General features: G+C 68.1%; 1 protein-coding gene (cut by a window edge). It reads left to right on the top strand.

Features of this window, described 5'->3' with window-relative positions; all coding sequences use genetic code 11:
• Positions 1 to 15774, top strand: partial view of a non-ribosomal peptide synthase/polyketide synthase gene (locus tag ACQR1E_RS29030; RefSeq protein WP_434897884.1) — the 3' portion only. It extends 633 nt beyond the left edge of the window; only the last 15774 of its 16407 coding nucleotides appear in the window; its start codon lies beyond the left edge, outside the window; it ends in the stop codon at positions 15772 to 15774.
• Positions 15775 to 15780: the final 6 nt, after the last annotated feature.

Below are 15780 nucleotides of genomic sequence, written 5' to 3' on the forward strand. Positions count from 1 at the left end.
GCCTCACTGCCGGCGCTCGAGATCGACTACGCCGATTTCGCCGCCTGGCAGCGACTGTGGCTCGGTGCCGTGGAGGAAGAGCGGCAGCTCCGGTACTGGACCGACCGGCTGCACGACACGGCCATGCTGCAACTGCCGTTCGATCGCCCCCGATCGGCCCAGACCGACCAATCCGGCGATGCCATACGCCTGTCGCTCGGCGCCGAGCTTTCCGATCGTCTGCGCGGGCTGGCCCGACAGCATCACACAACGCTGTTCGTCGTGCTGCTCGCGGCGCTGAAGCTGGTGCTCTATCGCTACAGTGGGCAGGGCGACATCTGCGTCGGCGTTCCGCTCGCCAATCGCGACCGGTCGGAAACGCGGCGGCTGATCGGGCTGCTGGTCAACATCCAGGTGCTGCGCACGCGCATCGACAGCCGGAGCACGATCGCCGACGTCATTCACGCCCTGCGCGAGGCCTCGCTCGAGGCCAGGGATCATCAGGATCTTCCGTTCGAGCGGCTGCTGGACGTGCTGCAGCCGCAGCGCAGCCAGAGCCAGACGCCCCTGTTCCAGGTGCTCTACAACCATCAGCATCGGCGCGAGCCGGCACATGCGCCGGCTGCGTCCGAATTGCAGATCGAGACGATCGCGGCAGAGATCGAGACGGTGAAATTCGATCTCGCTCTCGACAGCGAGGAAGCGCCGTCGGGAGACGTCTCGGCGCTGTTCTCCTTTGCCACCGCGCTGTTCGACCGGTCGACCATCGCACGGCTCGCCGGGCATTGGCTGACGATCCTGCGGGCAACGGTTGCGGATCCCATGCAGCGGATCGCGGCGCTGGAGCTGTTGTCGGACCGGCAGTGCGACGACGTCAGGCAGTGGAATGCCTGCGCGCCCGCACTCGCGGGGTTCCAGCCGGTGCACCGGATGCTCGCGCGGCACGCAAAGGAGAGGCCGGGCGCGACAGCTCTGGTATTCGGGACCGAGACGATCACCTATCAGGCGCTCGATCGCCACGCCAACGCGATCGCGCAGCATCTGTTGGCGCTCGGCGTTCGTCCCGGCAATCTCGTCGGACTCTCGATGCAGCGCTCGCCCGATCTCGTCGCAAGTCTTATTGCCGTCCTGAAGGCCGGCGCGGCCTATCTGCCGCTCGATCCCGATCATCCGCCGGCGCGGCTCGCCGCCACCGTTCGGGATGCCGGCGCGCGCGTCGTGCTTGTCGATGCGGCGGGACGATCGCAATGGCCGCCGATGCCGGGCATCGCGGTCGTCGATCTCACCGCGATGCCGGCCGAGACGACGGCGACCGACCCGACGGTCGATGTCCATCCGCAGAGCCTTGCCTATGTGATTTATACGTCCGGCTCCACCGGCGTGCCGAAGGGCGTCGCGGTCGCGCACGGACCGTTCGCGATGCATTGCGACGCCACCGCAGGTCTCTACGAGATGGACCGGCAGTCGCGCGAGCTGCACTTCCTCTCCTTCACCTTCGACGGCGCGCATGAGCGGTTGTGGACCGCGCTGAGCTGCGGCGCGACCTTGGTGATGCGTGACGCCGATCTCTGGTCGGCGGAGAAGACGCTCGACGTGATGGGCGCGGAGCGCGTGACCAATGCCGGCTTTCCGCCGGCCTATCTGCAGCAACTCGCCGACTTCGCGGCGTGGCGCGGCGATCCGCCGCCCGTGTCGCTGTATTCGTTCGGCGGCGAGGCCATGCCCAAATCGGGCTTCGACAAGGTCAGGCAGGCGCTGCGGCCGCGCAAGCTGATCAACGGCTATGGTCCGACGGAGACAGTGGTCACGCCGCTGGTCTGGAAGGTCGACGTCGATGCCGAGATCGACTGCGCCTATGCGCCGATCGGCCGTCCGGTCGGCCGGCGCTCGGCCTATGTTCTCGACGGCGATCTCAACATCGTTCCGGTCGGCGTCACCGGCGAGCTTCACATCGGCGGCGAGGGGCTCGCGGCCGGCTATTGGAATCGGCCGGCGTTGACGGCGGAGCGCTTCATCCCCGATCCGTTCGGCGCACCGGGCACGCGGCTGTATCGCACCGGCGATCTGGCGCGCTGGCGCGCCGATGGCGTCATCGACTATGTCGGCCGGTCCGACCACCAGCTCAAGATCCGCGGCTTCCGCATCGAGCCGGGCGAGGTCGAGGCGCGGCTGACGCGGCAGGCGGGTGTTCAGTCGGCGGTGGTGGTGGCACGCGAGATCGGCGGACGCCAGCAGCTCATCGGCTACGCCTGCGGCGAGGATGGCCTCGACGAGACCGGGCTGCGCGCGGCGTTGTCCGAGGAACTGCCGGACTACATGGTTCCGGCGCGCATCGTACTGATGTCGCGGATGCCGCTCACGGCGCATGGCAAGGTCGATCGCGACGCCTTGCCGGCGCCCGAGCAGTTGTCTGCTGAGGCCGACTACGTCGCACCGCAATCCCCGGCTGAGCTGGAGCTGGCGGCGATCTGGGCTGAATTGCTCGGCCATTCGCGGGTCGGGCTGACCGATAACTTCTTTGAGCTCGGCGGCGATTCCATCATTTCATTGCAGGTGGTCGGACGTGCGCGCCAGCGCGGGCTTGCCATCGAGCCGCGCGACCTGTTCCGGCATCAGACGCTGCAAGGGCTGGCGCAGGTCGCGCGCCGCGATCGGGCGGCGGTCGTCTTCGCCGAGCCGCTCGCGCGCGATGGTGATCCGGTGCCGCTGTTGCCGATCCAGCGCCGCTTCTTTGCCGAGGACGCTGGCGAACGGCATCACTGGAATCAGGCGTTGATGCTGGTGCCGTCGGCACGGCTCGACTGGCGGGTGTTGGCGCCGGCGGTCGAGGCCGTGGTGGCGCATCACGAGTCCCTGCGACTGCAATTCCTCCAGAGCGACGGCGCTTGGCAGGCGAGATATGGCGCGATGCCGGCGAGCGCCGATCTGCTCTGGACCCGCGCTGTTCAGGATGCGGCGGAGATCACCTCGGTTGCCGCCGCCGCGCAGGCAAGCCTGTCCCTGCAGGGGCCGTTGCTGCGCTTCGTCGGCATGGACGTCGCGGACGGCAGCCAGAGGCTTCTCATCGTCGTGCATCACCTCGTCGTCGACGGCGTATCCTGGCGTGTGCTGCTCGAAGACATCATGTCGGCGCATCGACAGGCGGCGCAGGGCGCGGTTGCGATTGCGTTGCCCCCCAAGAGCCAGTCCATGGCGTCGTGGAGCAGGAGGCTTGAAGACTACGCGGCGAGCGAGGAGCTGGCCGATCAGCTCGACTATTGGAGACAGCGCAGTGCCGCCGGCGGCCTGCCATGCGACGACGATCACGGTGAGACCGATCGTGTCGCCGATGGCGAAGACGTCGTCGTGTCGTTCGATGCCGACATGACCGGGCAACTGCTCAAGCAGGCGCCCGCTGCCTACAGGACCCAGGTCAATGATCTGCTGTTGGCGGCGCTGGCCCGCGCCGTCAACCGCTGGTGCGGACTCGATGAATGCCTGGTCGAGCTCGAAGGCCATGGCCGTGAGGATCTGTTCGAAGGCATCGACCTGTCGCGCACGGTCGGCTGGTTCACGACTGCATTTCCGCTTCGCCTCTCCGGTGGCGCGGGCGACGATGCCACGCTCATCAAGTCGATCAAGGAGGAATTACGGACCATCCCGGCGCGTGGGCTCGGCTATGGCGTGCTGCGCTACTGCGGCAGCCCTGAGCAGCGCGCCGCCCTGGCGGGCGGAGCCGAGCCGCGGATCGTCTTCAACTATCTCGGCCAGTTCGGCGCCGGCCCTGACCCTGCCTTCGCGCTCGCGCCGGAAGGCGCGGGGCCGTCACGCAGCGCCAGCGCGCCGCTCGGGCGCTGGCTCAGCATCAACGGCCAGGTGCTCGACGGCCAGCTGAGGCTGACATTCAGCTTCGGCCGCCGACGCTATCGCCGCGCGAGGATCGAGCGGCTGGCCGCGTGCTATTCCGCGGCGCTGCGCGAACTCCTCGCGCATTGCACGAGCGGCGTACATGGCCTCACGCCGTCGGACGTTCCGCTGTCGGGCCTCAGCCAGCCGGAGCTCGACCTGCTCGGAGCCTCGCGCGATTGGCGCGATATCGAGGACATCTATCCGCTGTCGCCGATGCAGCAGGGCATGCTGTTCCACGCGCTGCGCGATGGTGACAGCGGCAACTATGTCAGTCAGATCGCCGTCGACGTCAGCGGCGCCGATGCGGCGCGTTTACGCGCGGCGTGGCAGGCGGTGACGGCGAGACACGCGGTGCTGCGGACCGCGTTCGTGTGGAAAGAATTGTCGGGCGCACCGCAGCAGGTCGTCCATCGGCAGGCTCCTGTTCCCTTCGTCGAGGAGGATTGGCGCGACCGTGTGGACTCGATGGATCAGGCCGCGCGTGACGCGGCGCTGGCCGAGGTGGCGGCAGCCGAATGGCGCGCCGGTTTCGACCTGTCACGGCTGCCGCTGCAGCGGGTCCGTCTCATCGATCTCGACGGCGGCGTTTTCCGCCTGATCTGGACCCATCATCACATCCTGCTCGACGGCTGGAGCGCAGCAAGGCTCATCGGCGAGATCATGCAGCATGTCGGCGGCGCGTCGCTGGGCGCACCGCGCGGCCGCTATCGTGATTACATTGCCTGGCTGCAGCGACAGGATCGCGAGGCGTCGGGCATGTTCTGGTCGCGCTCGCTCTCGACGCTCGGCGAGCCGAGCCTGCTGGCCGATGCGCTGGGCGGGCCGGCCGCACCTGCCGACGGCCATGCCTCGATCGATCTCGTGATCGATGCGGTGGAGACCGAGCGGCTGCAGGTCGCGGCACGGCGCGAGCGGGTGACGTTGAACACGCTTCTGCAGGGGGCGTGGGGCCAGTTGCTGCGGCGCTTGACCGGCCAGGATGTCGTCTGCTTCGGCGCCACGATCTCCGGCCGGCCGCCCGAGATCGCGGGCGTGGAAGAGGCGGTCGGCCTGTTCATCAACACCGTGCCCGTGCTCGAGGACGCGAGACCTCAAACGCCGGTTGGCGAGTGGCTGCGCAGCTTGCAGGATCGCAACGTCGACCTGCGTGAGCACGGCTGGATGCCGCTCCACGAGATCCAGCGCCTTGCCGGGCGCGGCGGCAGGCCGCTGTTCGACACCATCTTCGTGTTCGAGAACTATCCGGTCGACGCGGCGCTGCGCGATCAGGCCGGCGGGGGGCCGCGCGCCAGCCGCGCCGAGCAGATCTCGATCACCAACTATGCGCTGACGGTCGCGGTGTTCGTGACCGACGCCGGCATCCGGCTCGGCTTCCGTTACGATCGCAGCCGGTTCGACCAGGTGCAGATCGAGCGGATACAGGCGGCGTTCGCCTGTCTGCTCGGGCGCATCGCCGACGACAGCAGCCGCCCGGTCGCGGAGCTGCATGGCTTGGATGCCGCCGCTTTGCAACGGGTGCTCGGCTGGAGCTCGGGACCCACCGCGCCGACGGTGAAGGACGGCTTCGTCGACGTCGTGACGCAGATCGAACAGCAGGTCGCACGGTCGCCTGCGGCCATGGCCGTGATCTCCGATCAGGAGAGGATCAGCTACGCCGAACTGAATGCGCGGGCGAACCGACTGGCGCGACAGATCACGCAGGCCGGCGTCGCTCTGGATGCCCCGGTCGGCTTGGCATTCGAGCGCAGCGCCGACCTGGTCGTGGCTGTGTTGGCCGCTCTGAAGGCCGGGGCCGGCTACCTGCCGCTCGATCCGGATTATCCCAGCCAGCGGCTCGCGGCGATGCTGGGCGACAGCGGCGCGCGGCTGGTGCTGACGCAGCCGCAGTTGCGTGATCGGCTGATGGAGATCACGGCAGGGGCGGGCGCCGAGTTGATCGCCGTCGGCGACAGACGCGCCTCGCAGGACACGGGCACCGGCAGCTTGGATCTCCAGAGTCCGACCCACGCCGAGAGCCTCGCCTATGTGATCTACACGTCCGGCTCGACCGGCGTGCCTAAGGGCGTGGCCTGCACGCGTGGCGCGCTGGCAGCGCGGCTCGCCTGGATGCAGCGGGAGTACGGGCTCGATCCCGGCGAAACGCTGTTGCAGAAGACGCCGTTCAGCTTCGACGTCGCGGTGTGGGAAATCCTGTGGCCGTTGACGGTCGGTGCGCGGCTTGCGATCGCGGCGCCGGGGGCCCATCGCGAGCCGAAGCGGCTGGTCGATGCGGTCACTGCGCATGGCGTGACCACGCTGCATTTCGTGCCGCAGATGCTCGCGCAATTCGTGGCTGAGCCGGAGGCTCAGCGATGCGTGACGTTGAAGCGCCTGTTCTCCGGTGGCGAGGCCCTGCCGGTCCCGCTGAAGGACCAAGTCTACGCGGTATTCCCAGCAATCCGGTTCGACAACCGCTATGGGCCGACCGAAGCGCTGATCAATGCCAGCTTCTGGAACTGCCGCACGGCGAGTGGGGCGCGCGTGCCGATCGGCTTTCCGATTCCAGGCACGATCCTGCGCATTCTCGACACCGACCTCAATCCGGTCGCCGAGGGTACGACGGGCGAACTCCATATCGGCGGGGACGGGCTGGCGCGCGGCTATCTCGGGCGCGCCGGGCTGACGGCCGAGCGCTTCATCCCCGATCCGTTCGGACCTCCCGGTGCCCGGCTGTACCGGAGCGGCGACCTGGCGCGCTGGCGCAGCGACGGCGCCATCGACTATGTCGGCCGGGCCGATCACCAGGTGAAGGTTCGCGGCTTCCGCATCGAGCTCGGCGAGATCGAGGCGCGGCTGCTGCAGCAGCCATCGGTCACTGCGGCCGTCGTCATCGCGAGGGAGTTCGGGGCTGGCCGGCAACTGGTCGGCTATGTCTGCGGTGACGGCACGCTCGATGGCGAGGTGCTGCGCGACGCGTTGTCCGCGACGTTGCCGGACTACATGGTGCCGGCGCGGATCGTGGTCCTCGACCGCCTGCCGCTGATGGTGAATGGCAAGGTCGATCGCAACGCGCTGCCGGCGCCGGAGGCGCCCGCTGCAACGATGCGGATTGCGCCGCGGACGACGGCCGAGGCTGCGTTGGCAACCATCTGGGCCGAGCTGCTGCATCAGCCCGATGTCGGCATGACCGACAATTTCTTCGAGCTCGGCGGCGATTCCATCATCTCGCTGCAGATGGTCAGTCGTGCGCGGCGGGCCGGCCTTCTGATCGAGCCACGAGATGTGTTCAAGCATCAGACGCTGGAAGCCCTGGCGCGCGACGCGCGGCAGGTCGTCCGGCTGGAGACGACGGCGGAGCAGGGTCTCCTCTCCGGGCCACTCCCGTTGCTGCCGATTCAGCTCCGTTTCTTCGAGCAGGAGCTGGAGGCGCCCGATCACTGGAACCAGGCCTTGCTGCTGCGGCCGCAGCAGCGGCTCGACTGGGACGTGCTGCGGCGCGCGGCAGTGGCCGTCGTCACTCATCACGATGCGCTGAGACTGCGCTTCGAACGCATCGACGGCATCTGGCGCGCCGAGCACGGGCCGGCGCCGGCGGTCTCCGACCTGTTTCGGTCGTGCGAGCTGGCCGATGGCGAGGCGGTCACCGCGCTCGCCGCTGAGGTCCAGGCGAGCCTTTCGCTCGCGGAGGGACGTCTGGTGCGGCTGGTCGGCATCGATCTGCCGGAGGGCGGGCAGCGCCTCCTGATCGTGATTCATCACCTCGTGACCGACGGCGTGTCGTGGCGTGTGCTGCTGGAGGATCTCGCGGCTGCCTATGAGCAGCTCATGCGTAGACAAGAGGCGACGCTGCCGCCCAAGACGCACGCCTATGCCCAATGGGGCGCAGCGCTGCGCGCGCACGCGGCCTCGGATGTGCCGGCTGCAGAGTGGGATCATTGGTCCGGTCTCCGGCAGACGGAGGACGTGCCGTGCGATTTCGATCATGCGGATCGGGATACGATTGCGGACGCCGACGACGTACCGCTCGCGATCGACGCCGAGCTGACCGCGCGTCTGCTGGGCACGGCGCACGGGGCGTACAGAACCCAGGTCAATGATCTGCTGCTGTCGGCGCTCGCGCGTGCGCTGTGGCTGTGGTCGGGCCGGGAGATCATGGCAATCGAACTCGAGGGTCACGGCCGCGAGGATCTCGGTGGCGGGCTCGACCTGTCGCGAACCATCGGCTGGTTCACGACCGCGTTTCCGGTACGACTGGCGGCTGGATCGCAGCCGCCTGCGGTGCTGATCAAGACGACCAAGGAGATGCTGCGGTCCGTCCCCAGCCGGGGACTTGGCTACGGTGTCCTGCGCTACCTGGGGTCTGATGCCCAGCGCGCGGCGCTGACGACGGGCGTGCAGCCGCGCATCGGGTTCAATTATCTCGGACAGGTCGATGGCAGCGCGGACGAGACGGCGCTGTTCTCGATCGCGCCCGAGAGCGCCGGCCTGTCGCGCGCCGCATCGAGCCCGTTGCGCCACCATATCGCGATCAATGCGAGGGTGCTCGACGGTCGTCTGGAGCTGTCGTTCGGCTTCAGCGGGAAGCGTCAGCGTCGCGAAACGATTGCGCGCCTGGCGGACTGTTTTGAGGCGGCGCTGCGTGAGCTGGTCGATCACTGCACGAGCGGCGTCCATGGCGTGACGCCGTCCGATGTGCCGTTGTCGAAGCTGAGCCAGGCCGAGCTCGATGCGCTGGCGCTGGATTGGCGCGGGGTCGAGGACATCTATCCGTTGTCGCCGATGCAGCAGGGCATGCTGTTCCACGCGTTGCACGACGACGGCACCGGGGTCTACGTCAACCAGGTTGCCGCCGAGACCCGCGGTCTCGACGCCGGCAAGCTGCAAGCCGCGTGGCAGGCGGTCAGCAATCGCCATACCGTGCTTCGCACCGGTTTCCTGTGGCGTGAATTGCCGGGACCACCGCAGCAGGTCGTCCATCGCAGTGCCGACGTTCCCTTCGTCGCGGAAGATTGGCGGGAACGTGCGGCGCAGCTCGCTCCGGCCGCTTTGGATGCTGCGCTCATGGCGGCGGCAGACCGCGAGCGCGCCGACGGCTTCGATCTCTCGCGGCCGCCGCTGCAGCGCGTAAGGCTGATCCGGATCGCCGACGACCGGCATTGGCTGATCTGGACTCATCATCACATTCTGATGGACGGCTGGAGCTCGGCCCGATTCATCGCCGAGGTGATGCAGCACGAGGGGCAGGGGGCGCTGCAAGGACAGCCGCCGCGCTACCGCGACTACATCGCATGGCTGCAGGCGCAGGACCACGGTGCTGCGGCCGAGTTCTGGCGAGCGGCGTTGGCCCGCCTCGACGAGCCGAGCCTGCTGTCGCGGCCTGCGGTCGACGCTCGCGTCGGCCATGGCTCGCTCACCATGGCGGTGGACGCCGATCTCAGCGAGCGGCTGCAACGCTTCGCGACCCGCGAACGGGTCACGCTGAATACGGTGGTGCAGGCGGCATGGGCGCAATTGCTCCGTCGGTTCACCGGGCAGGATACGGTCAGCTTCGGCGTGACGGTGTCGGACCGGCCCGCTGGGCTCGCTGGCGCCGAGGAGATGGTCGGCCTGTTCATCAACACCTTGCCCGTGGTCGATGCCGAGGATCCGCAGCGGCGGGTTGGTGCGTGGCTGCGCGACCTGCAGGATCGCAATCTCGCCTTGCGGGATCATGGCTGGATGCCGCTGGCCGACATTCAGCGGATCGCGGGCCAGGCAGGGCGTCCGCTGTTCGACAGCATCCTGGTGTTCGAGAACTATCCGGTGGACGAGGCCTTGAAGACCCGAGACGGCCGCGTGAGCGTCGGCCGGACGAGGATCCTCGAAACGAGCAACTACCCGCTGTTCGTGAGCGTCGGTCTCGAAGCAGAGCTGCGGCTGGTATTCAATTTCCAGCGGCAACATTTCGACGAGGCCCAGATTCGCCGGCTGCACAAGGCGTTCGTGCAACTGCTCGCGGCCATCACTGGCGATGCCGAGCAGGCGGTCGGCTGCCTTGCGGCTGATGATCCCACGGACATCGCGCTGCTGGCGCGGGTCAACGCAACGGCCGGGGCCGTGATAGCGCCGGGTGTCGTCGCTCAGTTCGAGGCCCAGGCAGGGCGCGCGCCCGATGCGATTGCGCTCGTGCACAATGAGGAGACGATCAGTTACGGAGCGCTGAATGCGCGCGCGAACCGGCTGGGCCATAGGCTCAGGGAGCACGGCGTCGGTCCCGATGTGGTGGTGGGACTGGCGCTGGAGCGCAGTGTGACGATGATGGTGGCGCTGCTCGCGGTGCTCAAGGCGGGCGGAGCCTATCTGCCGCTCGATCCGGACTATCCGGCCGAGCGTCTCGCGCACATGCTGTCCGACAGCGGCGCGAAGCTGCTGCTGACGCAGGCGACGCTCCACGACCAGCTCGCGCCTGTGCTGGCGGACGGCCACGCCCAGGCCTGGCTGCTGGACGAGGAGTTTAGAGAAGATTCGGTCGGCGTCGGCGATCTCGACGTCGCCATCCATCCAGACAACCTGGCTTACGTCATCTACACCTCCGGCTCGACCGGCCTGCCCAAGGGCGTGATGGTGCGCCATGGCGCCGTGACGAATTTCCTGGCGACGATGGCTGAGCAACCGGGCATCGCGCGCGATGACCGTGTGCTTGGCTTGACCTCGCTATCGTTCGACATCGCGGTGCTCGAGCTCTGGCTGCCGCTCATTCATGGCGCGCGGATCGTGCTGGCGGATCACGCCTCGGCCCATGATCCGGCGAGGCTGAAGGCGATCGTCGCCGATCATGGCGTGACCCTGATCCAGGCCACGCCGTCGAGCTGGCGCATGCTGCTCGATCATGACGATGGTGCGCGCGGTTGGCTGCCTCAAGGCTGCCGCTTGCTGAGCGGCGGCGAGGCGCTGGCGCCCGACCTGGCGCTTCGGCTGCTCGCGCTCGGAGGCGAGGCCTGGAACCTGTTCGGGCCGACCGAAACCACGGTGTGGTCGGCGCGCCATCGGCTCGACGCACGCGATCCCGCACCCGTCCTGGGCGGCCCGATCGGCAGCACCACGCTGCATGTGCTCGACGGCAATCTCAAACCCGCCCCCGTCGGCGTGACAGGCGAGCTCTTCATCGGCGGCGAGGGCCTGGCCCGCGGCTATTGGCGGCGAGCGGCGCTCAGCGCCGAGCGCTTCATTCCCGATCCATTCGGCGATCCCGGTGCGCGGCTGTACCGCACCGGCGATCTGGCGCGGTGGCGCGCCGACGGTTTGCTCGACTATGTCGGCCGTGCCGACCATCAGGTGAAGATCCGCGGCCACCGCATCGAGCTCGGCGAGATCGAGGCGCGGCTGCGCACGCAGACCGGCGTGCGCGACAGCGTCGTGGTGGCGCAAGAGCTCGGCGGCGGCCGGCAGCTCGTCGGCTATGTCAGCGGCGACGATGCGCTCGACGGAGCCGAGCTGCGCGCGACTCTCGCGTCAACGCTGCCGGACTACATGGTGCCGTCGCGCGTGATGGTGCTGCCGCGGCTGCCGCTGACACCGAACGGCAAGATCGATCGCAAGGCGTTGCCGTTGCCCGATACGCGGCTTGGGCAGGGACAGCGCGTCGCGCCACGCAATCCGACCGAGGCCGCACTTGCTGCGATCTGGGCCGAGCTGCTGCACCAGCCGGACGTCGGCGTCACCGACAATTTCTTCGAGCTCGGCGGCGACTCGATCATCTCGCTGCAGATGGTCAGTCGCGCACGCCGGGCTGGTCTCGAGCTGGAGCCGAGAGACGTGTTCCGGCTGCAGACGATCGAGCTGCTCGCGCCGGCCTGCGTGGCGGCGCGGAACGACCAGCCCGCAATCACTCGCGCGCGCGGCGCATTGTCCGGGCTGACGAGCGAGGAGCTCGCGCGGCTCGGTGTCGACTGGGACCGCATCGAGGACGTCTACCCGCTCTCGCCGATGCAGCAGGGCATGCTGTTCCATAGCCTGCGCGATGCCGGAAGTGGCGTCTATGTCAACCAAGTCAGCGTCGAGATCCGCGGGCTGGACGTCGAGCGGCTGCGCACCGCGTGGCAGGAGGTCTCTGCCTGTCATCCGATGCTGCGTACCGGATTTCTCTGGCGCGAGCTGTCCGGCGCACCGCTGCAGGCCGTCCATCGCGCGGCCAGTGTGCCGTTCGCAACGGAAGACTGGCGTGGGCAAGCTGTCGATGAGGCGCGGCTGTCGTCAGCGCTGGCCGCGGAGCGCGGCGCCGAGTTCGATCTCGCGGTGCCGCCACTGCAGCGTGTCCGCTTGTTGCAGCTCGACCACGATCGTCATCGCCTGATCTGGACCTACCATCATATCCTGATGGATGGCTGGAGCTCGGCCCGCTTCATCGGCGAAATCCTAGGGTGCTATGCCGGGCGGGCGCTCCCGGCTCTTTCGGCGCACTATCGCGATTATGTTGCCTGGCTGCTGGCCCAGGACGCGCAGGCCGCCGAGCGCTTCTGGCGAGGACAACTCACGGCCTTCGACCAGCCGACGCAACTGGCCGATGCCTTCGGCGCGCGGCGCTACGACGCGCACGGACACCGGCGCTGCTACACCCGGCTCGACAAGGATGCGACCGCGGCATTGAAGGCGTTCGCCCGGCACGAGCGCATCACCCTGAACACGCTCATCCAGGGCGTCTGGGCGCTGCTGCTGCAACGCTACACCGGCCAGCAGACCGTTACATTTGGAGTCACCGTCGCCGGCCGTCCGGCTGGTCTCGACGGGGCCGAGCAGATGATCGGCCTGTTCATCAATACGCTGCCCGTGATCGAGACGCCTTCGCCGGCCGCAACGGTCGGTGACTGGCTGCGCGCCATGCAGGACCGCAACGCGGCGATGCGCAACTTCGAGCAGACGCCGCTCTACGACATCCAGAGCTGGGCCGGACGTGCCGGCGAGACCATGTTCGACAGCATCATCGTGTTCGAGAACTATCCCGTCGACCGAGGCCTGCTGCAGGGGGACGGCTCGCTTCAATTCGGCGAGCTGCGCAACGTCGACGTCACGAACTATCCGATGGACCTGTCCGTCATGGTCGAGGATACGCTGCAGGTCGAATTCACCTATATGCCGAGCCACTTCACGCCGGAACAGGCGGAGCAGGTGAGGGCGCAATTCGAACATCTGCTCGCGGCCATGCTACGAGGTCCGGAAGCCAGGCTTGGCGCGATCGATGCGTCCACCGCTCAGGATGTGCAGCGCGCAGATGCCTGCAATGGCCGGGCGGCGTCTGCCGCGATGCGTCCATTCGTCCACGAGATGATCCGCGATCATGCACAGCGCGATCCGGAACGTGTCGCCCTGACGATCGGCGGCCGGAACCTGTCCTACGGTGAGCTCGATCGTCGCGCCAACCGGATCGCGCTCCACCTCGTCGAGGCCGGGCTCGGGCCCGACCAGCGCGTCGGCGTCGTCGTCGAGCGCAACGAAGCGACGATGGCCGCGCTGCTTGCCGTGCTGAAGGCCGGCGGAGCCTATGTCCCGCTCGATCCCGAGCTGCCGCCGGACCGCGTTGCTCATGTGATGCGCGACTCCGGGATGAGGATGCTGCTGTCCGGCGCGCGTGACATCTCCGTTATCGAAGGCGTCCAGGCGATCGATCTGGCCTCGTTCGATTCTGCCAGCGGTCCGAACCATGCGCCGGATCCACGCCTGCATCCGGAGAGTCTCGCTTACGTGATCTACACGTCCGGCTCGACCGGGCGGCCGAAAGGCGTCGCCGTCGCGCATGGACCGCTGGCGATGCATTGCCGAGCGACCGCTGCGCTCTACGAGCTCGACGAGCACGCAAGCGAGCTGCATTTCCTGTCGCTGGCCTTCGACGGCGCGCATGAACGGTGGCTCACGGTGCTGTCGCAGGGCGCTCGGCTGGTCATGCGCGATGCGGAGCTGTGGACGCCCGAACAGACCGTCGCTGAGCTTCATGCGCAGCGGATCACGCATATCGGCCTGCCGCCGGCCTATCTGCAGCAGGTCGCAGAGTGGGTGGAGCAGGCCGGCAATCCGCCGCCCGTTAGGCTGTATTCGTTCGGCGGCGAGGCGATGCCCAAGGCCGGCTTCGACAAGGTCAGGCGGACGCTGAAGCCGCAAATCCTGATCAACGGCTATGGACCGACCGAGACCGTCGTGACACCGCTCGTGTGGAAGGTCGACGGCAACACGGCGTGCGACAAGGCCTATGCGCCGATCGGGATTCCCGTCGGCCGCCGCACCGCCTACATCCTCGATGGCTCGCTGAATCTCGTTCCGGCAGGCGCAGCCGGCGAGCTCTACATCGGCGGGTTCGGGCTCGCGCGCGGGTACCACGCCAAGCCAGGCATGACGGCGGAACGCTTCGTGCCGGATCCATTTTCGGCGGACGAGGGCGCACGCCTCTACCGCACCGGCGACCTTGCGCGATGGGATGCGAGCGGCACGATCGAATATCTCGGACGCAGCGACGATCAGGTCAAGGTCAGCGGCTTCCGGATCGAGCTTGGCGAAATCCAATCGGCTCTGCTGAGCGACCCAGCGGTCGCGCAGGCTGCCGTGCTCGCCGTGGTGGGTGCGGGAGGAAATCAGCTCGTGGCCTATGTGGCGCCACGGGCGCCAGGCGACGCCGCCGCGGCTGCGGCCGAGCGGCTGTCTGCAACGCTGACTGCCGCGCTGCGCCGGACTTTGCCGGCCTACATGATTCCATCCCGCATCATCGTGCTCGAGCGTCTGCCGACGCTGTCGAGCGGCAAGGTCGATCGCAAGGCGTTGCCCGCGCCTGATATCGCAGCCGGGCGCGCGTTCATCGCCCCGGAAAGTCCCGCCGAGGTCGCGATGGCGAAGCTGTGGGCGGAGATCCTCGGTGTTGCGCAAGTCGGCGTCACCGACAACTTCTTCGAGCTCGGCGGCAACTCGATCCTGAGCCTCAATGTGATCGCGCGCCTTCGCCGTGCCCCGATCCTCGATGGCGAGATCAAGCTGCGGGATCTTCTCCAGAAGCCGACCATTCGCGCCTTGCTCGGCACGCCCGCAGCATCATCCATGCGGCCGTCGGCGCTGCTGCCCCTGAGTTCGCCGATCGATGGCACGCCGCCGGTGTTCTGTCTTCACGGCGGCTTCGGCACGGTGTTCGACTACGCGCCGCTGGCGCGGCGCCTGGAGGGACGGAGGCAACTGATCGGACTGCAGTGCCGGACGCTGATCGAACCGTCCTTCACCGACGAGTCGCTGACGGCAATGGCCGTGGACTATGTCGATGAGATCGCGCGGAAGCAGAGCAAGGGACCCTATCATCTGATCGGCTGGTCGCTTGGCGGACTGGTCGCGTGCCTGGTTGCTGCCGAACTCGAGCGGCGCGGCGAGCGAGTCGAGCGCCTGGCGCTGATCGACAGCTTCGTTCCGCATGGTGACGAGCAGCCGTCGCCCGGGCGGCATTGGACCGACGACTTGCTGACGCTGCTGTCGGTCGCGGCGCCGGGCGTGCAGCCTCCAGCCATTGCGTCGCAGGTGACGGCGATTCGTTCCGGCGATGCGCCGGTGACGGACGAGGTGATCCGGCGCCTGGCCGTCGATGCAATCGGCACGGCGCCGCTGCAGCCGCGCGACGGTCTTCTCGGCGCCGACGACATCGTCTCGGCCTTCAGGGTCGGGCGCCACCTCGCGCAACTGGCTCGGGCGGCCGAATGGCCGGCCGATCTCGTTGCAGCGCCCGGCTGCTGGTGGACCTCCGGCCGGCTTCGACAGCGCGATCGGCTCGCGGCGGGACTGCCGCAGGCGGCAGATTTGGGCGTGGTCGGCGACGACCACTTCTCGATCCTTGGCAACGAATCCTTCCTGGCGGCGCTCGGCGCGTGGCTGGAGCCGGACCAGGCGGCGCAGACATCACCGGCTCTGCAGCCGGAACCGGCTGAATGAGGTGAC

Source organism: Bradyrhizobium sp. HKCCYLRH1030, assembly GCF_051168395.1.
Taxonomy (GTDB): domain Bacteria; phylum Pseudomonadota; class Alphaproteobacteria; order Rhizobiales; family Xanthobacteraceae; genus Bradyrhizobium.